The organism is Pseudodesulfovibrio alkaliphilus (assembly GCF_009729555.1).
GTDB classification, from domain to species: Bacteria; Desulfobacterota; Desulfovibrionia; order Desulfovibrionales; family Desulfovibrionaceae; genus Pseudodesulfovibrio; species Pseudodesulfovibrio alkaliphilus.
This window is the reverse complement of sequence record NZ_WODC01000002.1, coordinates 22779-44795: the sequence shown is the minus strand read 5'-3', so window position 1 is coordinate 44795 and position 22017 is coordinate 22779. Positions and strand designations below refer to the sequence as shown.

The window sequence follows — 22017 nt, the reverse complement described above, 5'->3', positions numbered from 1 at the left end:
TGCCTCCTGCCTACACGTAGTCGAGCAGACTCATCCGCATGATGCTGGCTGAAGAATTCAGGACCGCTTGGTAGATGTAGTTCGCCTGTTCAAGCTCCACCAGAATCTGGGCCGCGTCAGCGTCCTCGACCTGGCTGATGGCGTTGGTGGTGATGGCGCGCACCCTGGCGATGGCTTCGCTGGTGTATTCGATACGTTTTTCCCTGGCCCCGATGTTGGCGTTGGCTGCTTCGAGGTGTTCCTGGGCCTGGCGCAGGGCCTCGACCTTTTCGGCTACGCCTGCGTGGTCGCCGTTGTCCAGGCAGGCGATGCAGTCGGCGACGATCTCGAAGAGGTTGGGGTCGCCGTAGGGGTTTCCGTTTCCGTCGAGCCCGCCGAAGATGTCGCTGCCCACTGTGGTCATGGCTACGCTGGAACTCTCGGAGATGGCCACGGTCATGGCCGTGTCGCTGCCCGTGTACACCACGGCCGCACGGACAATGAATCCTGTGCCGTTGCCGTCGTCGTCTGCCTGGGTGACTGCCGTACCCGCCGCCAGCTCCACTGTGCATGGGCCAAGGTCAAAGACCGTGTCGCCAGCGGCCAGGGTGGCCGAGGTCCATGTCTTACCCCCATCGGTGGAGTAGCTGTAGTCAAGCTCGTCAGTGCCCACCACGCCGTCGGAGCCCAGGCGGACGCTGACGGAAAGGGAGTCCAGCTCGCCTGAAATGGCGACAAAGCTTGCGTTGGAAAGGGTGTCGTTGGTCAGGGTCACGCCGAGCCCGGTCTTGTAGGCCGACGAGTTCAGGGCGTTTCCAGCGAACACCGAGTCTGTGCCGAGCTGGGCATTGGCCATGGTCATGAGGCTGTCCAGGTATCCGGCCATCTCTTCGGCCATCATGCCCAGTTGAGTGGCGGTGTAGGTTTCGGTGGCCCCCTGCTCGGCCAGTTCCCGGGCGGCGGTGATGATTTCGCTGGCCTCAAGCAGGATGCTGTCGGCCAGACTCAGGGCCGAGGAGGCCGCATCGCAGTTGTCGAGATACCCGCTGAGCGTCTTGTCGTAAGCGCGTAGCTCAATGACCGTGCCCATGCCAAAGGGATTGTCCGACGGGGCGTTGAGCTTCTTTTGCGAGCTGTTCATGGCGTTGAGTTTCGCCACGTCGGTCAGAGACGAGTTGATCTGGTTGAGCGACTGCGAAAAAATCTGAGAGGTGCTGATACGCATGGCTGCTCCTGCTATCCGGCCTTGTCGGCGTTAGACCATGTCCAAAACGGTATCCATCATGGAACGGGTGATGGTGATCATCTGGGCGGCGGCCTTGTAGGCCTGCTGGAATTTGATGAGATCGATCAGTTCCTCGTCCACGTTCACCTCGCTGGCCGAGGCTTGCTGCTGGTAGTAGTAGTCGGCCGAGGTGGAGGCATAGGTCGCCCGCAGGGTGGCGGACGAGGCGGCCGAGCCCACCGAGGCGACCAGGGCGGCAAAATGGGCGCTCATGCTGCGCTCCTGTCCGCCCACCTGCACCGATGTGTCTGACAGGGCCGCAATTGCCTCGGCCACGTCGTTGGCCCCGGACGCCGCCAACCCATCGGAGCCCAGAGAGCCTGCATTGATGGCCGAGATGTTGGCTGACGCATGGGCGTTGACGGCGATATCCGAGGCATCGGAACCTGTGAAAAAGGTGTTCAGCCCCAAGGCGGCCAGCAGTCCCGAGGAATCCGACGCGATCTCGAACCCCGCGGCCGACCCCGTGCTCAGGACCAGTTGCCCGTCGGCATTCACGCTGGCGGTCAATTCTCCGCCCATTGCCAGGGTGATGGAGGTGGCCAGGTCGTCGAGGGAGTCGATCTCGGGATCCACGGCGATGATGGCCGATGTCGAGACCGCGCCGTCCGCGTCGTAGGTCACGAGTTCCAGTTCCCCATCCTTGATCCTGTCGGCAAAGGGAAGTCCGCTTTGTTCGAGGGGCGCATCGGTCCTGTCGGCCGCGTAGCTGCCGGTCAGGGTCTCGTGATGCGTCAGGCCCGCCCCGGTAGAATGGATGGCGTTGACCTCCCAGGCCAGGGCCTCGGCCAAGTCGTCCAGGCCGCTGCCCGTGGGCAGGATGGCGTCGTCGCGGGCGGCGAAGAGCCCCGCCAGTGCACCGCTGGATGTGCGCCCGCCCACCGCTGTTCCGCTCGCGTCGGTCAGGGGGGTGATATTCACCAGCCTGCCGTCGCCGGATTCCCAGTACACCCCCGACTTGGGCACGATGGTGTAGGTGTCGCCCGCGGCATGGTCCGCAGTGCCGCCGTCGAACCATATGTCAACACCCGCGATGGTCACCGGGGAGTCGGCGTCGCCCGAGGTGAAGAGCATGGTATCGCCGCTATCGTCAGCGAGCCATGTCTTGCCTCCGTCAAGGGACGCCTTGAACTGGGCCGTGCCGTCCGCGCCCGAGGAGACAAACTCGATGACGATCTCCTCACTGGAAGAGCCGGAGAAGGCCAGCTCCCCGTCGTAGGCAGAGCCGCGCATCAACGATTGGGTGCTCCTGTCCGTGGCGTAAACCAGCAAGTGTGTCTCGGTGCCGTCCACCAGGTTGTACCCCTCGTCGGTGAGGATGGTGACCATGCCGTTCTCCTGTTCGATAACGTCCACGCCGATGATGGCGTTGAGTTCGCGAATCATCTGGTCGCGATCCGATATGAGCTGATTGTCGCCGGGATTGGCCGCGACGCCCGCGTTTGCCTTGGCGATGTCCACGATGAGCTGGTTGGCCGAACTCACCGCGTCCTTGATTTCCGCGTTGACGGCATCGACCATGGAATCAAGCTGGCTTGCGGTCGAATTGAGGGCGTAAACAAGGGTCTGGGCCGCGCCCAACAATGCCTCGCGACCAGCCAGGGAATCCGGGTCCGTTGTCAGCTCGTTCCAGGCATCAAAGTAGTCGCTCAAGGCCTCGCTCAAACCGCCCTCGGCCTGGTTGAAGAGCGAATCGAGCTGACCAAGGTAGGTCAAGGCGGCATTCTCGCGGCTCAGATCGGCCGAGGCGTCGAGATACTGGGCCTCCACAAACTTGTCCTTGAGAGAGACGATGGCGGCAATGTTTGCCCCGGTGCCCATCGCCAGACCGTAGATGGTGATGGAGTTGCCGGTCTCGTAGACGGTCTGGGTGCGCTGGTAGCCTGCCGTGTCCGCATTGGCGACATTGTTGGATGCGTTGTTGACCGAGGTTTGCGCATTCTTCAGGGCGTTGGACGCGATGTTGTAGAGGTTGTTGATCACGGCGGGCCTCCCCGGAGTTTTCCGCTAGCGCTTCATGTTGATGGCGGCCGAGAGCAGGGTGTCTGCCGTTGTGATGACCTTGGCGTTGGCCTGATAGACCGCCTGGAGGATGATCATGTTGGTCAGCTCGGTGGCGGTGTCCACATTGGACTGCTCCAACGAGTAGGACGCGAGGGTTCCGAACCCGGCGGACCCCGGGGTGCCGATGAACGCCTGCCCCGACTCGGTGGTGGCCGAATAGAGGTTGCTGCCCTGAGCCAGCAGCCCCTGGGTATTGGCAAAATCGGCCAGGGCTATGGTGTAGAGATTCCTGGTCTGCCCGTTGGTATAGCTACCCGAAAGCACGCCGTTTTCATTGATGGACACGCCGACGAGTACGCCAGGGGCGTAGCCGTCCTGCGACAGGCTGTAGGTGGCGTTGTTCAGCGACGTGCTGGTGGTGGCGCTTGTGCGTACGATACCGTTGTTGAAGGAAGGCAGTTCCCCGGGAGTGGTCGCCGTTGTCATGTCGGCCAGCGAGGTGATGCCGCCGGAGGTGTCCCACCCGGTTCCCGTGGTGTCGGAGTTGTACATGCCAAGGTTCATGGAGATGGTCTGGCCGCCGCCCCCGGTGAAGTCGGCGAGAAAGACGGGGTAGCCGTTCTTGTCGAACTCGGCCAGTTCCCAGTTCTCTGCGGCCAGGGGATCGCTTGGATCGCTGGGCATTTCCGAGAGGGTGAAGGCGGTCAGCGAGGTGATGTTGCCCGACGAGCTGAAGGTGATGGTCCCGGTCATGAGCATTCCCGCGCCGCTGGTGGTGCTCATTTCGGTGCCCCCGAAATCGCGCTTGTCCTCGCTTGGGTTGCTGGTGACCACATACTCCCAGACGATGGTGCCGTCGTCGGTCTCGACCGGGTCGAAGTAGACGGTCAGGTCGTGGGCCGAACCGTTCTCGTCGTACACACTGATGGTGGTCGAGTAGGCGTAGGTGGAATCCCCAAGGGGCGTTTCGGCCGTGCCGTCGTAGCGTTCGAAAAGCGCGGCATAGGGATTGGTCGCCGAGGTGGAATGGTCTGACTCGGTGGAGTCGAGGTTGAGGGAGAAGGAGACCGCAGTGGTGGCGCTGGGCGGCGACTGGGACTGGTCGATGACGATGTTGGTCAGCGACCCGGAGATGGAGCTGCCGTCCATGGCCCACCCCTGGACCCGGTTGCCATGGGAATCCACCAGATAACCCTGGTTGTTGAAAATGAAGTTGCCCGCACGGGTGTAGTAGGTGTTGCCCGTGTCCGGGTCGATGACCACATAGAACCCTTCGCCAGTGATGGCCACGTCCGTGGCCGAGTTGGTGGTGGCGTAGGCGCCCTGGGAGTAGTCAGTGTTGACAGAGGCCACGGATACGCCGTTGCCGATCTGATCCACGCTGCCTCCCGAATAGATGGTGCTGTAGAAGACATCCTGAAAGGCGATGGACGAACTTTTGTAGGCCGTGGTGCTGGCGTTGGCGAGGTTGTTGCTGACCACCGATGTGGCCTGGCTCTGGGCCTTGAGCCCGGAGATGCCGGTGTACATTGATCCTGTGATACTCATGACTGAACCTCCATGTGATGAAAGCCTAGGTGGTGACCAGGGTAACGTCGGCCATGAACACGGTGCGGCCGTCGTCGAGAATGAGCACAATGCCGTCGTCGGTGGAGCTGAGACCGGCCACCGTGCCAGTGGTGGATGTACGCACATCAACCGAGGCCCCGTTGGCGTCCTCGGCCGAGACCACCATGTAGTAGATGCCGTCGGCAGCCTCGGTTCCGTCGTAGTCAAGGCCATCCCAAACGAACGAATAGTTGCCGGAGTCGAGGGAGCCGAGGGTTTCGGTGCCCACGATGGTGCCGCTGGAGTTGTAGATGTTGATGGTGAGGGTTTCGGCGGCATCGTCCAGGGCAAGGTAAAGCGAGCTGACATTGTCGCCGGATTTGCTCACGGTGTAGCCCGACGCCTCCACCTCGCGGCCGAGATAGCTCAAGCCGCTGGTGACTGCCGAGGCGCTCAGGTTGTCGGCCAGCCCATCGAGCTTGTCGTTGATGGAAGTCAGTTGCTCAAGCTGGGAAAACTGGGCCATCTGGCTGATCATCTCGCTGTTGTCCACCGGATCGGTTGGGTCCTGGTATTGGAGCTGGGTGATGAGCAGGGTCAGGAAATCCGTCGAGTCGAGGGAAGTGGACGACGAGGATGTGCTCGTGGATTCGGAAGACGAAGCAAGCAAGGCATCATAGTAACTGGTTGTTTCGACGCTCATGAGACGGTCCTCCGTGTCTCTTCCGCGCTCCGATCATCAATGCGGGCCGCGGCGGTTGCGTGATGTCGGCGCAGTCTTTCCAGGGCCTGAGATTTGAGACTGCGAACAGTTTGGGGCGATATGCCGAGCCTGTCGGAAATCTCCCCGGCCTCCATATCTTCTCCAAAGAACAGGGAAAGGATCTCCTCCTGCCGGTCGGTAAGCACACCGGGCGGCAGGTTCAGACTGGCGCCCCTCTCCTCCGAAACAACGCAAGACTCCGACCCACCGAGCCAACTCCCCGTCCTCCAACGCATCATCTTCCTTGAGTAGTCGATGGCCGTTGTTCGGCAGATGATGTTGACCCAAGTAACAAGCGAGCTTTTCTCTTTATCGTACCTGGATATGTACTCGTATTTCATAATTTTTATCGCAACTTCTTGAAAAATATCATCTACATCTTCATTCCTGAGTGGTAAATTTTTGCATCTGATGAAAGAATGTAAAATTTTAAATATTATACCTGAGTATTGATCGAAGAAATCATCATACGACATTTCCCTTACATCATGCTCCTCATCGGAGCTTGTATGCGTGATCTCAACTCTCATGCGCTTCAATGAGCAACAGACATGCCTCAACACATCAGCTTTCCATCAAAATTAGTTTTGATTATGTTTTCAAAATTCAGACACTGCGTTGTTTGTTTGGACCATCTTCAGGGTCATGAGAAAAATTCATATGGATGACACCGCGAGCTCTTGATCTCCGGGCTGAGGACGACGGCAGCGGCTGCGGCGGCACCAGTCGCCAAGAGGCTGGGGCAGCTTTTTCCTGCCGGGTACTGCTGGCATGAGACGTGTTCGGGGCAAGGGAGCGGGCGCGGCCGGCCCCGAACCAGGGGCCGGCCGCAGGAGCGATGGAAGGTTAACCGATGAGAGACAGTGCCATCTGCGGCAACGAGTTGGCCTGGGAAAGCATGGCGACGGCCGACTGGGTGATGATCTGCTGCTTGGTGTACTCGGTCATCTCTGTGGCCACATCCACATCCGAGATGCGCGACTCCGCAGCCTGCAGATTCTCAGCCTGGATCTCCAGGTTTGAGATGGTGGCGGACAGGCGGTTCTCCATGGCACCGAGGTTGGCTCGCACCTTGTCCTTGGAGGTGATGGCGTTGTCCAGGGCCTCCAAGGCGGCCTGAGCCATGGCCTGGGTTGAAACCGTGGAGCCCGCGCCAGTGCCTGAACCGAGCCCAAGCCCCAGGGCCTCGGCCGTGCAATTGTCGATGGTCACAGCATACTTGTCCTCGGCCTCGTCGTTCCCGGTGCCAAAGTGGATGGTCAGACCTTCCCCACCCAGGTTTCCATTGAGCAGGTGAATGCCGTTGAAGTCCGTGGCATTGGCAATACGGGTGATCTCCGAGGCCATGGCCTGGTACTCGGAGTCGATGATCAGCCGCTGACCATCGGTGTAGGTGCCTGTGGCCGCCTGCTCGGCCAGCTCCTTCATCCGAATGAGCTTCTCATCCACCACCCCCAGCGCTCCATCGGCGGTCTGGATCATGGAGATGCCGTCGTTGGCGTTGCGTATTCCCTGGTTGAGGGTGGCAATGTCCGAGCGCATCAGCTCGCGCACGGCCAGCCCGGCGGCGTCGTCGGCGGACGAGTTGATGCGCAGCCCGGACGACAGACGCTCTGTGGATGTACTCAGAGCTCCGTAGGCCGTGTTCAGATTGCGGGCGGCATTTGCAGCCATCAGGTTGTTGTTGACGACTAATGACATGTGTTCCTCCTTGAATGGTAATGCATCCATGCGTTCGCACTGCTCGACATAAGCAATGCTTTTGATGCCCATTTATACGGAGGCAAAACGACACATCGTTCATGGTAGGAAAATAATTCCTACCAAGTGGTACATTGAAGTATTAACCTTCTACATTGAAAATTTACACTTAGTTACACTATTAACACTTCTTTACAATAAAAAAGTTCATTTATTGATGGTGAATGTTTACTATTGACCCAAAGGAGTAAGCCATGAAAAAGGTGTTGCTGATCGATGACGACATTGAGCTGGCCGAGATGCTGTCCGCCTATCTGGCGGGCGAAGGATTCACCGTTGACGCCGCCCTTGATGGCGATTCCGGGCTCAGGCAGGCCATGGCCGAGCCTTACTGCCTGATTCTGCTTGACATCATGCTGCCGGACACAAGCGGCTTCAATGTCCTCTCGCGACTTCGAACAGAGTGCTCGCTGCCGGTGATTATGCTCACCGGCCGAGGAGAGGAGATCGACCGAGTGGTAGGTCTTGAGATGGGAGCGGACGACTATGTGTCCAAACCGTTTCCTCTGCGTGAACTACTGGCCAGGATGCGCGCGGTGTTGCGCCGCTGGGCAGGTGGCCGCCTCGACGCACCAGGACAAAAAACCCGGCCCATGACCGACATCCGCGTAGGCGGCGTTGTCGTCAATCGCGGGGCGCAGCAGGTTACCCTGGACGATGCGCCCGTCCACCTGACAGCAACGGAGTTCGGGCTGATCGAGCTGCTTGCCCTGAGGCCGGGCACCATTGTTCAGCGAGAGGAACTCATGGAGAAAGTCCTTGGTCGTGACGCCGACCTCGACGACTATGTACTCAACGTGCACATGAGCAATCTGCGGCGCAAGCTCGGGACCCATGCCAGCATCAAAACCATTCGCGGACGAGGCTATCTGCTGGCCACTCCCGGGATCGGAGCGGCCTAGCATGTTTGTCCGGGGAGCCGGACTCGTTTTGTGGGCGCTGCTTATGGCGCTGCCCCTCCTTTCTGAGGCAGCGGACAGACGGCTTGAGGATCTTGACCTGGGCGAACTTATGGAGGTCGAGGTGGTCACTGCCTCGCGCCGGGCCGAGCCCCTCAGCCAAGTGGCCGGTGCGGTCACAGTGCTCACCGAGGACGACATCTTCCGTTCCGGGGCAACCACCATCCCCGAGGCGCTCAGACTGGCGGCTGGGGTCCATGTGGCCCAGACCGACACAGACAAATGGGCCGTGGGCATTCGCGGCTTCAATGGCCTTCTCTCAAGCAAACACCTGGTGCTTCTGGACGGACGCCCCGTGTCCTCCCCTTCTCTTGGCGGTGTATTCTGGGGGTCCAGCGGCGTTCCTCTCAGCATAGTCAAGCGCATAGAAGTGGTACGCGGGCCGTGGACCAGTCTCTGGGGGTCGGACTCCTTCACCGGAGTCATCAACGTGGTCACCAAATCCGCAGCCGAAACCCAGGGCGGCCGAAGCGTGACCACGGCCGGAACGACCGGCTTTGGCGAGACCCTGATCTTGGGCGAATCCATGGGGGAGGCAGGGCACTACCGTGTCTATGCCGACGGCTCCTACAAAACAGGCAACTGGCTTACCAGCGACACCGGCCAGCGCGGGTCGAGCAACTGGAAACAGGGGCGAACCGGCTTCCGCGTGGACTGGCCCAACGCCTTTACCGACGCCCTTTCACTCCAAGGCGAGATCTCCGGGGCGCGCATCGATGACGGGGCCGCAGGCACCCCCCATGTTCATGATCCCCGGTCAAAGAACAGCTACACCGGCTTTGGCCAATTCACATGGGACAGGGCCACCGGCCTGGATGCCGGGATCAGCCTGCGCACCTCGTATTCACGCGAGCAGGAAGCCATCGGCGACCTCACCGGCACCTTCAACACCGCCGACCTTGAGGTGCAGTACGCAGCCGGGCAGGCAGGAATTCACCTGCTCACCCTGGGAGCGGGCACGCGCTACGCCTGGGACGAATTTTCCCAAGGGCACAGGGTCTCCATCGCCAGAAACGATGCTTCTTCCTTTGAGTCAAACGCATTTATCCAGGACAAGATCACCATCCTTCCCGGAAGCCTCTTCTTCATTGCAGGGTCCAAGTTCGACCTCTTCGATTCGGGAACACTGGAGATACAGCCCACCGCCAGGCTGTTGCACACCCGGCCGGACTCGGAGATATGGATGGCCGTTTCGCGTGCCGTCCGGGCCGACACCCGCTGGCAACGGGGCGGCAGCTACACCCTGCGCGATCATGGTGTCGAATACACCGTCATCGCCCCAAACAACCTGGGCACCGAAGAAATGATCTCGTACGAAGCGGGATACCGCTGCGATATTTCTTCTGATCTCCGGCTGGACCTTTCCCTGTATGTGAATGAATACAACCGGCTGACGCGGCTCGAATTCGACCATGTGAATCGAACCGCCAGATTTGAGAACACCCTGCGCGGCACGGCATACGGCATGGAAACCCTGGCCGACTGGCGGGCCGCGCAATGGCTGACGCTTCGTCCGTCCCTATGCCTCATCAATCAGCGTATCCACAGCAGAGACGAACCGCCCAAGGGAGATTCCATGCCCGAAAAGGGCACCCAGGGCGAACTCAAGATCCAGGCCCTGACCACCCCATGGGAAGGCGTTGGCTTTGATCTGCTCGCCGCTTATACGGACAGCCCCACCGATCCCCTTGTGGACGGCTTCTTCTCCCTGGACATCCACGCTTCATGGCGTTGCACGGACACCCTGCTGCTTGAGATCATCGGCCGGAATCTGACCGGGCCGCACCAGCAGTTTTCTCCGCTTCGGGTCGGGCCGAGCCTAGACCTGAGGATGACATGGGATTTCTGAACCTCGTGCGCCCCATCCAACTGGCGGCTGCCCTGGCCCTGATAGTGTTCCTGGTCACGGTGCCGGCCTCGGTGGTCGATGCGCGGGACCAGCGGCTTACAGCCACCATCGATCAGCTCCAGGCTCTGTTCGTCCAGCGCATGGTCCGCTATGTGGTCTGGCCGGACACAGAGACTTTGCCCCCTGGCAGCCCGATCATCGTAGCCGCCATAGATGCCGAAAGCCTGCGGCCGCACTTTACCGATGGATTGGCCCACGGTCGCTTCCAACTTGTGCAATGGCCCGTGGATATGTGTCATGTGCTGATTCTGGTCGGCACCCCGGATCGCACGGCGGCCGCCATCCTCCAAACGGTCACGGACCGCCCGGTCCTGACCGTCACCCAAAGCCCTTCCGGCATGCGTATGGGTGCGGTGGTCAACTTCATCCTGAAGAATGGCCGGTTGCGGTTCGAGATCAATCCTGCCGCCGCAGAGCGGACCGGACTGTCCATCAGCTCCCGTCTACTCGGACTCGCCAGGATATATCTCGAGGCAGACGATGCGCGGTGAGGCTTTCACCCCCCTTGGCCGCAAGCTGGTGTGGGCCATTCTCGGAACCACCCTGCTGGCCCTGGCGCTGGCTCTGGCTCTCAACTTCCTCTTCGCCATCCATGCCCAACAACAGGACGCCGCCCGACGGGCCCACTCGCTGACCAGTCTGCTTGCAACCTCCCTGGCTGCAGCGGTGGATTTCGACGATCAGGCTGCGGCCCGGGAGAATCTGGATTCCCTGGCCCTTATTCCGCAAGTGAACGGAGCCGCAGTCTATGTGAACGGCAATACACTCTTTGCGGCATACGGCGAACCGCCCCCGCCGCCCCGTGGAACTTCACCTCAAAACCGGATAGAGGTGACATTTGCCCGCCTGGAAGTGACCCAGGACGTACCCTCGGCCTCCCCGGGGAGCCGACTGGTATTGACCGTATCCCTGGCTGACCAATGGGCGGCCATCGGACGGGCTCTGCTTATTGCGCTGGCGATCCTGGCCGTGGTCTTCGTCATCTGCATCCGAGTGGCGATCCGCTTCCGAAAGCAACTGACCGATCCCCTCGCCGAACTGGGCCGGACAGTGGCCGACATCGCCCGGCGGCGTGACTACTCAAGACGCGCCGAATACCGCAGCGACGACGAAATCGGCATGCTCGTTGCCGGGTTCAACGCCATGCTCGAACGCATCGAGAATCGCGACGCGGAACTCCGGCGTCACCGCGAATACCTGGAGCAGATGGTGGCGGAACGCACCCGCCAACTGGAACGCAACAATTTCAAGCTGATGGCCGAGATGCGCCGCCGGACCAAAGCGGAAATGATCCGCGAAGAGGTTGAGCGCATCAACCGGCACGACCTCAAATCAAGCCTGAGCCTGATCATCGGCTACCCCGAACTGCTCCTGGCCGAAGGCGGACTGACCGAACCGCAGGCCAGAAACATCCGACGAATCCGTGCGGCCGGGTATCGAATGCTCGATATGATCCGCAACCATCTCGACATGTTCAAGATGGAACACAATCTCTATTCCCTGCGCCGCTCCCCGGTGGACATGGTGGAGACCCTCTGCTCTCTTGAAGAGGAGTTCTCCCCCCTGCTGGGCAGCTCTGGCGTCTTGCTGAACATGAAGATTGACGGCGTCGAGGTGGTCGGCCTCGAGCGGTTCGACATCCTTGGCGAGGAACCTCTGCTGCGAGCCATGCTCCGCAACCTCATCCAAAACGCCATCGAGGCGTCCCGCAAAGGCGACACTGTCCTGGTACGGCTGGAAGACGGACCCCGCCGACAGGTCTCTGTCTACAACCCAACGCCCGTCCCACCCGAAGTACGTCACCGCATCTTCGAGAAATACGTCACCCACGGCAAAGAGAACGGCACCGGCCTGGGCACCTACTTCGCCGCCCTCATAGCCCGTACCCACGGGGCCAATATCACCATGCACACAGATAACGAGTCCGGCACCCTCATGACCGTCACCTTCCGGCACCACCCCGAAACGGGAACGGCGTAATACCAAGCTCGACTGCTTTTTGAACACTCGTCACCATGAACCATGCCTTTGATGACCAGATGCTCATTCCCCATGCGGAAGCGTTCAAGGAAATCCAGCAGAAACAGCGTCATGCGGACACGAGCATCCATGGGGAACGAGCGATTCGCGGCATGTAACGTCTCCGGCGGTAGCGCATTGAGATGCATCAGAGCCTCTAAGCCTTTTCAAGGCTAAGACGCTCTAGGCGATTCCGGGTGCTTTGACCCACCACTTTGACCCAGAGGGGTCAAATCACGCCGAAAGAAGACGATCGCGTAACTTGCCGGATAAAAAAGAAAAAGGGTTGCGGCCTGTTAGCCGCAACCCTTGATCATTCTGCTGCCGAAGGAAAGACTCGGCAGTCCTGATCTTTCGGCTATGCGGCAATGTCATGATTTTATTCGTCTATTCTGTTTCGGCGTGTCCTTTGTGCATGGGAATGACCTAGCCTTTTGACCCGGCCTCAGCAAGGGGGAGATCGCAATCCCCCGGGGAGATACGCACAGGAGTCTTGAATCGATATGATGGAGTGACTTCTTTCAAGTGGCTAGAGTCCTTGGTGATGTCCTTTGTTTAAGGTGAAAGCTGTTGAATGAGGCCGTCAATATAGGCTGTCGACGATGACACACAGGTGCAAGCGCAAAATATCCAATAGGATTGGCGTTGAGTAGAGACGGGCGAAACTGCCAAGCCGTCAAGCCTCGGCCAGTGTTCTGGGAGAGCGGGCTAATTTGCGCACACGTGGACTCCTAGAAACAGGTTGTATTGCGCCAAGATACCCGATATTATGCCGACAAAGACATAATACACCTGCCAACTTGGAGACCAGATGACCACGAATGCGGATATGCTGACACTGTTTCCCGATGCTCAGGATGTGCCAGAGGCGCACGCGCTCCCCGAACCCGTCGAACTGCGGGGATACCTTGTCGGAGGACGGATCATCGACTGGGACGGCCCCATGCAACAAATTGATTCTCCAGTAGAAATACGCCGAAACGGTTCGCTGGAGCCGGTACGCCTGGGCTCGTGCCCGCAGCTCGACGCCCAGGCCGGGCTGGCCGCTGTGGAGGCTGTCCGCCAGGCATGGGACCACGGCATGGGCCTGTGGCCGACCCTGAGCGTGGCCGATCGCATCAGCCGAGTCGAGGCGTTCACAGGCCGCATGATCGAGAAGCGGGAAGCCATCGTCAGACTGATGATGTGGGAAATTTGCAAACCCCTGGACGAATGCCGGGTCGAGTTCGACCGCACGGTGGAATACATCCGCGACACGGTGGACGCGCTCAAGGACCTCGACCGGGCGTCATCGCGCTTTGTCATCGAAAAGGGCATTTATGCCCAGATCCGGCGTGCGCCCCTTGGGCCGACCCTGTGCATGGGGCCATACAACTACCCCCTCAACGAAACCTTTGCCACCCTGATCCCGGCCCTGCTCATGGGCAACCCGGTGATACTCAAGCCCCCCCGCCTGGGCAGGCTCCTGTATGTCCCGCTCATGGAGGCCTTTCGCGATTGCTTTCCGGCCGGCGTGGTCAACGTCGTGTTCGGAGGCCGTTCCATGGTCGGGCCGATCATGGCGTCCGGCATCATCAGCGTGCTCGCCTTCATCGGCTCCAGCGACGCGGCAAGCGCACTGCGAAAGGCGCACCCCAATCCCAACCAGTTGCGCTGCATCCTGGGCATGGGAGCCAAAAACCCGGCCATTGTCATGAAATCTGCGGACATGGAACTGGCCGTGGCCGAATGCGCGGCAGGCAGCCTTTCCTTCAGCGGCCAGCGCTGCACGGCGCTGAAAATTCTCTTTGTCCACGAGGACAGGCTGGATGAATTCGTCGAGCGCTTCGTTGACGCCGTGGCAGCCATGCCCATGGGCATGCCCTGGAAGGACGGCGTACGCATCACCCCGTTGCCCGAACCGGGCAAATGCACCTACCTGGGGATGCTGGTGTCCGATGCCATCGCGCATGGGGCGAGGGTGGTCAACGCGGGAGGCGGTCAATCCGGCGGAAGCCTCTTCCACCCCGCCGTGCTCTCTCCGGTTAATGCGGACATGCTTGTTTATCACGAGGAGCAGTTCGGCCCGGTGGTTCCCATCGTGCCGTTTCGCGACATGGCCACCCCGGTGAACTACATGGTCGAATCCCCCTTTGGCCAGCAGTTGAGCATCTTCAGCGATGATCCAAAGGAAGTGGCGGGCCTGGTGGACCCCCTGGTCAACCAGGTCTGCCGGGTGAACATCAACTGCCTGTGCCAGCGCGGCCCCGACACCTTTCCCTTTACCGGCCGCAAGGACTCGGCCGAGGGCACCCTGTCGGTGGGCGACGCCCTGCGCTGCTTCTCCATCCGCACCCTTGTCGCGGCCAAGGGAACCGACCGCAACAAGGAACTGCTGGCGGCCATAACCCGCGAACACAGCTCCAACTTCCTGTCCACGGATTTCATCATGTAGCAGAGGCGGCAAAAGACATCCGCCCCAAGAGCCTGAGCCCGAGCGCCCCTCGCCTGAGGCCCGGATTCGCCGGGTCCGGCCAATGGCCCTGCCCCCGAGTCGCGTGTTCCCTCCCTTCGACACGCGGCCGGGACGGCATGGCGCCCGCCGCTGCTCTCGAAACACGGCAATCCAAGAACCACGAATCGCCCCCCAATCAGACAATAATTACTGTCTTTAAAAACAAACGGTTGCCCAGAGCTCGGTGCCAAACCTCAATCAAGTCTGGCTGTGTTGTGCATCTCGGTGATTCTCCCTAGAGGTTCATTATGCCAAATCGGGCATAACGATCCCCCTGGAGAAGATCATGCACACGCAAACCGTCAGAAAACCTTCGACAACTCCCCGGAACACTTTTTCTTTCGACGCATTCGTCGATCTGGCCACATGGTTTCACAACTATCCGGCACCAGGGCTGCTGCTGGGCGGGTACATGGTGGAGGAAGCCAAACGGCACATACCCGTGGGGGTGCTCTTTGACGCGGTAAGTGAGACCTCGTGGTGTCTGCCCGATGCGATTCAGCTGCTGACCCCGTGTACCATCGGCAACGGCTGGCTGCGTGTCTGGAACACGGGCGTGTACGCCCTGTCCCTGTTCGACAAGGGCACCGGGGAGGGCGTCCGGATCAGACTCGATCCGGCCAGACTCGCCGACTTCCCGCACACCGCGTGCTGGCTGATGAAAACCAGACCCAAGAGCCAACAGGACTCTGACGCCCTCCGCCGCGAGATTCGGGAGCACGGTCCCGAGATGCTCGCCGCGGCCCCTGTGCAGGTCAAGCCCGAGGTCGTCCACAAACGGAGCAAGGGAGCCATCGCCATCTGCCCGCTCTGCGGCGACGCCTATCCTTCTTTTCATGGCGCCATTTGCCGCGGTTGCGGCGGCGATTCGCCGTACATGGACAGAAAGACCGCCGCAATGGCAGTGCCTGTCGAGGCGGCCATCCCCTCGACCCCGGTGGACCAGAGCGTCGGCAGGCGCGTACTGCACGACATGACGCGCATCGTTCCCGGAAAATCCAAAGGCGTGGAGTTCTCCCGCGGCCATGTGGTGACGGCGGGCGACATCTGTCGCTTGCAGCAGATGGGCCGCTTCTCCGTGTATGTGGATCAGGAGGCCCCGGAAGGCTTCATCCACGAGGATGACGCGGCCAGCGCCTTTGCGCGGCTCATGTGCGGAGCGGGCGTAGCCGCCGAGGGCGCTCCCCGCGAGGGCCGCGTGAACATGGTAGCACGCAGCGACGGCATGATCGTTGTCAACGAGCCCCTGCTGGAGGCCTTCAATTCCCTGTCCGGCGTGATGGCCGCCTGCCGTCGCGGCCACAGCCTGATCCGCCAAGGCCACCGGGTGGCGGCCACCCGGGCCATTCCGCTGTTTCTCGACACCGACACCTTCCACAAGGCGCTGACCATCCTTGGCTCCGGCCCCCTGTTCTCGGTGGCACCGTTGCGCAAGGCCAGGGTCGGCCTGCTCATCACGGGCAACGAGGTATTCAAGGGGCTGGTGGAGGATCGGTTCGCCGAAGTGATTGAGGCCAAGATCGCCCACTTCGGCGGGGTCATCGCCCATACGCGGATCACGCCCGACCAGGCTGGCAAGATCGCGGCAGCCGCCAGGGAGCTGGAAACACTGGGCTGCGACCTGATCATCACCACGGCGGGTCTCTCCGTCGATCCCGACGACGTGACCCGGCAGGGACTGGTGGAAGCCGGGCTGACCGACGCCCTGCACGGCATGCCGATCCTGCCGGGGGCCATGACCCTGACCGGCCGCATCGGCCGGGCCCGAGTCCTCGGTGTGCCGGCCTGCGCATTGTTCCACAAGACCACCAGCCTTGACCTCCTGTTGCCCCGCCTCCTGGCGGACATGCCCATCACCCGGTCCCTCATCGCCAAACTGGGCAATGGCGGAATGTGCATGGAGTGTACGTCCTGCACTTTCCCCAAGTGCCCCTTCGGGAGGTAAGCCATGCAGATCGCCGAAACCAACCATTGCGCCGAGACCGTTTGCCCGACCATGCGCATGCACCTCTGGTTTGAAACCAAGGAGGGAGTGCTTTTCGGCCTGGGCCGCCTGCAACTGCTCCGCCAGGTGGAGCGGTGCGGCTCGCTCAAGGCCGCGGCCGAGGCGCTGGGCATGTCCTACCGGGGAGCCTGGGGAAAGATCAAGACCACCGAGGAGTTGATCGGCAGAAAGCTCATCGAACGGGCTGACAGCAGACGCGCCGGGTATCATCTCACCGCCTATGGAAGCGGCATCGCCAAGAGCTTTGACCAGTGGTATCGCGAGGTCGAAAGCTACGCCCTGTGCAAGAGCCGGGAAATGCTTCCCTTCTCTCTGGAAAAATACGAATGAGCCGCGCCCCTTCTCAGCCGTTGTGTTAAATATAACATATTGATATAAAAAGATTTTATGCTATGGTGGCAGTATCCGAACATCGTCTGTTCGAAACGCAACACTGCCGGGCGCCAAGGGGCGCGGCATAGACCAAGGAGGCCACAGGTATGAAAATCGACCGCCGAAGCTTCATGAAGCTCGCAGGCTCCGGAGCGGCGTGTCTCACCCTCGGGCAGCTCGGAGTCAATCTGACCCCGGTGCGGGCCTATGCGGGAGATCTCAAGATCTCCGGCGCCAAAGAGGTGGTGACAGTCTGTCCGTTCTGTTCCGTGAGCTGCCACATCATCGGGTATGTCAGGGACGGCAAGCTCGTCAGCACAGAGGGCGATCCGGACTACCCCATCAACGAGGGTTCGCTGTGCGCCAAGGGCGCGGCCATGCTGAGCATGACCACCAGCCACCACCGGCTGCAAAAGCCCCTGTACCGCGCCCCCTACAGCGACAAGTGGGAAGAGAAGAGCTGGGACTGGATGTTCGAGCGCATCGCTCGCCGCATCAAGGACACCCGCGACAAGGACCTGATCCTCAAAAACGAGAAAGGTGACACCGTCAACCGGCTCGAATCCATGTTCCTGCTGGGCACCTCCCACGCAGGCAACGAGGAATGCGCCATCGCCCATCAGGCGATGCGCGGCCTGGGCGTCGTCCACATGGACCACCAGGCGCGTATCTGACACAGCGCCACAGTTGCGGCTCTGGGAGAGTCGTTCGGACGCGGTGCGATGACCAACCACTGGATCGACATCAAGAATGCCGATGCAATCCTCATAATGGGCAGCAATGCTGCTGAACATCATCCGATCTCCTTCAAGTGGGTGCTTGAAGCCAAGGACAAGGGAGCCACCGTCATGCACGTGGACCCGAAGTTCTCGCGCACCTCGGCCAGGTCGGACTTCCATGTCCCTCTTCGGTCCGGCACGGACATCGCCTTTCTCGGGGGCATGATCAAGCACATCATCGACAACGGCGCCTATTTCAAGGAGTACGTGGTCGAATACACCAACGCCTCGCTCATTGTGGGCAAGGACTTCGGTTTCAAGGACGGCCTGTTCACGGGCTACGACGCCAAGACCCGGTCCTACGACAAAAGCAAATGGGGCTTTGAGATGGACGAAAACGGCGTACCCAGGAGGGACAAGACCCTCAAGAACCCGCGCTGTGTCTTCCAGCTCATGAAAAAGCACTACTCGCGCTACGGCATTGACGCCGTCTCCGCCACCACGGGTGTGAGCGCCGAGAACCTGCTCAAGGTTTACAAGGCCTTCTCAGCCACCGGCAAACCCGACAAGGCTGGCACCGTCATGTATGCCCTGGGCTGGACCCAGCACACCGTGGGTGTCCAGAACATCCGGTCCGCAGCCATCATCCAGCTGCTGCTGGGCAACATCGGCGTGGCCGGCGGCGGCATCAACGCCCTGCGCGGCGAGCCTAACGTCCAGGGGTCCACGGACCACGCCCTGCTGTATCACATCATTCCCGGCTACATGGACATGCCGCACAACGAGTGGCAGACCTACGCCGACTACGTCAAGGGCACCACCCCGGTGAGCAGGGACCCGCTCTCGGCCAACTGGTGGCAGAACAAGCCCAAGTACTTCACCAGTCTGCTCAAGGCGTGGTTCGGCGACAACGCCACCGCTGAAAACGGCTTCTGCTACGAACTGCTTCCCAAGATCGAGAAGGGCGGGGACTACTCCTACATGTACCTTTTCGACCGCATGTACAAAAACCAGATCCGCGGCGGCATCATCATCGGCCTCAACCCCATGAACAGCATCCCCAACACCAACAAGGTGCGCAGGGCGCTGGACAACCTGGACTGGCTGGTGGCCTCGGAACTGCATCACTCGGAAACCACGGACAACTGGCAGCGGCCAGGCGCTGATCCGAAAAAGATCAAGACCGAGGTGTTCCTGCTGCCCTCGGCCCACCGGCTGGAAAAAGAAGGGTCCGTCACCAACTCGGGCCGCTGGCTGCTCTGGCATTACCAGGTGGTTCCGCCTGCCTTTGAGGCCAAGTCCTTCGGCGACATGTTCGTGGGCATCATGCAGCGGGTCAAGGCCCTCTACGCCAAGGAGGGCGGTACGCTCCCCGAGGCCGTGCTCAAGCTCGACTACCCGGACAAGTACGATCCCGATGAACTTTGCGCCCGGATAAACGGCCGCTTCACCAGGGACACCAGGGTGGGCGACAAACTCTACAGGAAGGGGCAACTGGTGCCCTCCTTCACCGCCCTGCAGGACGACGGCTCGACCGCAAGCCTGCATTGGCTTTACACGGGCAGCTTCACCGAAGAGGACGGCAACAAGGCCAAACGGCGCGACACCACCCAGACAGAGATGCAAAAAGCCATCGGCCTGTATCCCAACTGGGCATGGTGCTGGCCGGTCAACCGCCGCGTCCTTTACAATCGCGCCTCGGTGGACCTCAACGGCAAGCCGTACAACCCGGCCAAGGCCGTCATCAAATGGAAGGACGGCAAGTGGGTGGGTGACGTGCCCGACGGCGGCTGGCCACCGCTGGCCACCGGCAACGGCAAGATGCCGTTCATCATGACCGTGCACGGAGGCGGGCAGCTGTATGGCCCGGGCCGCATGGACGGTCCTTTCTCCGAGCATTACGAGCCGGTGGAGACCCCGGTGAACAACAACCTGTTCTCCAGACAGCTCAGCAGCCCGGTCTACAAGTTCATGTCCAGCGACATGGACAAGCTGGCCAAGCCCGCGGACCCGAACTACCCCATCGTGCTGACCACCTACAACGTGACCGAGCACTGGTGCGGCGGCGGCGAAACCAGAAACATCCCCAACCTGCTCGAAGCCGAACCACAGCTCTATGTGGAGATGAGCCCGGAACTGGCACAGGAAAAGGGCATCAAGAACGGCGACGGCGTGATCGTCGAAAGCATACGCGGACGCGTGGAGGCCATAGCCATGGTCACCATCCGCATGCGTCCCCTCAAGGTACACGGTCGGACCATTCACGAAATCGGCATGCCGTTCTGCTTCGGCTGGACGACTCCGGGTACGGGCGACTCCACCAACAGGCTCACGTCCTGGGTGGGCGACCCCAACACCACCATCCCGGAATTCAAGGCGTGCTGCGTGAACATCCGCAAGGCCGACAAGCTCACCGAGCTTGCAACCTAACGACCGCACCGGGCGGCCCGCGCCGCCCGATGACCAAAAGGAGACCGTCATGCCAAAGGCGTTTTTGATCGATACATCCCGCTGCACAGCGTGCCGCGGCTGTCAGATAGCATGCAAGGAATGGCACGAGCTTCCCGCCAACCAGACCAGGCAATGGGGGAGCCACCAGAACCCGCCCGACCTCAACCCCAACAACTACAAGCTCGTCAGATTCAGCGAGCATCTCGAAAACGACGTGATCCGGTGGAACTTCTTCCCGGACCAGTGCCGACACTGCGAGGTGCCGCCCTGCAAGGAGATAGGCGACATCTACCATGAGGATACCATTGTCCACGACGAGGAGACCGGGGCGGTGATCTTCACCGACAAAACCACGGCCTTCAGTGCGGAGGAGTTCGAGCAGGTGCGCGAGTCGTGCCCGTACGACATCCCCAGACGCGACCCGAAGACCGGCCTGCTCGCCAAGTGCACCATGTGCAACGAGCGGGTGCAAAGAGGTCTGCTGCCCGTCTGCGTCAAGGTCTGCCCCACCGGGGCCATGCGCTTTGGCGAACGCGAGGACATGCTCAAGCTGGCCGAATCCCGTCTGGCCACGGTCAAAAAGACTTGGCCCAAGGCGGTGCTCACTGATCCAAGAGAAGTGAACGTCATCTACCTGCTGACCGACGCGCCCGAGAACTATCACACCCATGCCGTCGCCCAGGCGTCCATGGGCCCGCTGACCAAGAAGCAGTTCCTGGCCACCCTGGCCCGGCCCTTCAAGGCCATGGTCAAGGCGTAGACACACAACCGCGCCCCGGGACCGGAGAGCCGATGGCGGTCCGGACCCGGGGCCCACAGGGAGCACCCATGACATCAGCAACAGCAAGGCAGGCGGTCACGGCGACTTTGGAAACCATGAAGCAGCGTGTGCCTGCGTACCGGGAGCTGGTCGACAGGTTCGGCCCACTGTTCCTTGGCAGAGCCGAGCTGTACGACCAACTGACCGCCATGGCTCCCCCTCCGCCCGAGGTCGACGGGGCCAAGCTCGCTGCCGGGGCTCCTGTCCTGGCCGGGGCCGATCTCGCCCCCTGGCTGCCGCTGTTCCAAACGTCGGCCAAAACCCTGCTGCCAAGGCTGATCTCTGTGCTCCATCTTGACAAGGCAGCGGGCGAGGCCCTGGCCGCCCTCCCTGCCGATCCGCCTCTCCTCTCGGGACTCGCCCAGGCACGCATTGAAGGCAATTGGAAGTTTTTCGAGGACACCTCCGTAAAACTCGAAACGGTTTCAGCCGGCATCCTGCTGTTTGTTTCCGAAAGCATCCTCTCTCCAGCCTTGACCGTCCTTGCGGACAGCCTGGGCGAGCCCCTTGCCAGGCACTCCTGGAATCAGGGCCATTGCCCGGTATGTGGCTCGTCTCCGTCCATCGCCTTTCTTTCCTTCAAGGAGTCCACAGGGCTCGACCACCTGGTGAGCGGCGGAGGCAAGAAATATCTCCACTGCTCCCTGTGCGGGCATGAGTGGCGCGTCAAGCGCAACGCCTGCGCCGCATGCGGCAACGACGACAGCGAGACGCGGGAGATTCTGACCGTGGAAGGCGTCGGCAACGAGCGAATCGAGGCGTGTCGCAAGTGCAACACCTACTGCCTGAGCATAGACATGCGCGAGTGCGACCCGCCCCCGCAGCTTGATGTGGCCCAGATGGGCCTCATCCATCTGGACATTTTTGCACACCAGAACAAGTTGACCCCCATCACGCGCACACTGTGGAACAGCTTTGATGGGTAGGAA

Annotated in this window: 17 protein-coding genes; 11 read left to right on the top strand and 6 right to left on the bottom strand. The window is 61.0% G+C overall.

Annotated elements, in window-relative coordinates:
* Positions 1-10 precede the first annotated feature (10 nt).
* The 6 genes from GKC30_RS03915 to GKC30_RS03890 form a co-directional block, all read right to left on the bottom strand.
* Positions 11-1204 (bottom strand): flagellin N-terminal helical domain-containing protein, encoded by a 1194-nt coding sequence (locus tag GKC30_RS03915; RefSeq protein WP_155932432.1) that lies wholly within the window; start codon positions 1202-1204, stop codon positions 11-13.
* Between the two features lie 30 nt (positions 1205-1234).
* Positions 1235-3247 (bottom strand): flagellar hook-associated protein FlgK, encoded by a 2013-nt coding sequence (flgK, locus tag GKC30_RS15210; protein ID WP_367613967.1) that lies wholly within the window; start codon positions 3245-3247, stop codon positions 1235-1237.
* Positions 3248-3271: 24 nt separating this feature from the next.
* Positions 3272-4816, bottom strand: coding sequence for a flagellar hook protein FlgE (locus tag GKC30_RS03905; protein WP_155932431.1), 1545 nt, complete (start codon positions 4814-4816; stop codon positions 3272-3274).
* A 25-nt stretch (positions 4817-4841) separates the two neighbouring features.
* A complete protein-coding gene (locus GKC30_RS03900) occupies positions 4842-5519 on the bottom strand; it encodes a flagellar hook assembly protein FlgD (protein ID WP_155932430.1) in 678 nt (225 codons plus the stop codon).
* Positions 5516-6109, bottom strand: a complete 594-nt coding sequence (locus GKC30_RS03895; protein WP_155932429.1) for an RNA polymerase sigma factor — start codon at positions 6107-6109, stop codon at positions 5516-5518. Before GKC30_RS03895 ends, GKC30_RS03900 begins: the two co-directional genes overlap by 4 nt.
* A 316-nt stretch (positions 6110-6425) precedes the next feature.
* Entirely contained in the window at positions 6426-7280 is an 855-nt protein-coding gene (locus GKC30_RS03890) for a flagellin N-terminal helical domain-containing protein (protein WP_155932428.1), read from the bottom strand.
* Positions 7281-7534: 254 nt separating this feature from the next.
* Between GKC30_RS03890 and GKC30_RS03885 the strand changes: the two genes are divergently transcribed.
* From GKC30_RS03885 to GKC30_RS03840, 11 genes are all read left to right on the top strand, one after another.
* Positions 7535-8242, top strand: coding sequence for a response regulator transcription factor (locus GKC30_RS03885; RefSeq protein ID WP_155932427.1), 708 nt, complete (start codon positions 7535-7537; stop codon positions 8240-8242).
* A 43-nt stretch (positions 8243-8285) separates the two neighbouring features.
* Positions 8286-10148 carry a TonB-dependent receptor plug domain-containing protein gene (locus tag GKC30_RS03880; protein ID WP_231117032.1) on the top strand — a complete coding sequence of 621 codons (1863 nt, stop codon included), beginning with the start codon at positions 8286-8288 and terminating at the stop codon, positions 10146-10148.
* Complete coding sequence (locus GKC30_RS03875) at positions 10136-10699, top strand: YfiR family protein (RefSeq protein WP_155932425.1); 564 nt, start codon at positions 10136-10138, stop codon at positions 10697-10699. Before GKC30_RS03880 ends, GKC30_RS03875 begins: the two co-directional genes overlap by 13 nt.
* Entirely contained in the window at positions 10689-12188 is a 1500-nt protein-coding gene (locus GKC30_RS03870; protein WP_155932424.1) for a sensor histidine kinase, read from the top strand. The genes GKC30_RS03875 and GKC30_RS03870 overlap by 11 nt, the downstream gene beginning before the upstream one ends.
* 35 nt (positions 12189-12223) lie before the next feature.
* Positions 12224-12346, top strand: a complete 123-nt coding sequence (locus GKC30_RS15115) for a hypothetical protein (protein WP_269203805.1) — start codon at positions 12224-12226, stop codon at positions 12344-12346.
* Between the two features lie 692 nt (positions 12347-13038).
* On the top strand, positions 13039-14661 hold the full coding sequence (locus tag GKC30_RS03865) for an NADP-dependent glyceraldehyde-3-phosphate dehydrogenase (RefSeq protein ID WP_155932423.1): 1623 nt from the start codon (positions 13039-13041) through the stop codon (positions 14659-14661).
* 346 nt (positions 14662-15007) lie between these two features.
* Positions 15008-16666, top strand: a complete 1659-nt coding sequence (locus tag GKC30_RS03860) for an FmdE family protein (protein ID WP_155932422.1) — start codon at positions 15008-15010, stop codon at positions 16664-16666.
* 3 nt (positions 16667-16669) lie between these two features.
* Positions 16670-17056 carry a winged helix-turn-helix domain-containing protein gene (locus GKC30_RS03855; protein ID WP_155932421.1) on the top strand — a complete coding sequence of 129 codons (387 nt, stop codon included), beginning with the start codon at positions 16670-16672 and terminating at the stop codon, positions 17054-17056.
* Between the two features lie 149 nt (positions 17057-17205).
* Entirely contained in the window at positions 17206-20247 is a 3042-nt protein-coding gene (gene fdnG, locus GKC30_RS03850) for a formate dehydrogenase-N subunit alpha (RefSeq protein WP_155932420.1), read from the top strand.
* Positions 20248-20296: 49 nt separating this feature from the next.
* Positions 20297-21028, top strand: coding sequence for a 4Fe-4S dicluster domain-containing protein (locus GKC30_RS03845; RefSeq protein ID WP_155932419.1), 732 nt, complete (start codon positions 20297-20299; stop codon positions 21026-21028).
* Between the two features lie 68 nt (positions 21029-21096).
* Entirely contained in the window at positions 21097-22014 is a 918-nt protein-coding gene (locus tag GKC30_RS03840; protein ID WP_155932418.1) for a formate dehydrogenase accessory protein FdhE, read from the top strand.
* Positions 22015-22017 lie beyond the last annotated feature (3 nt).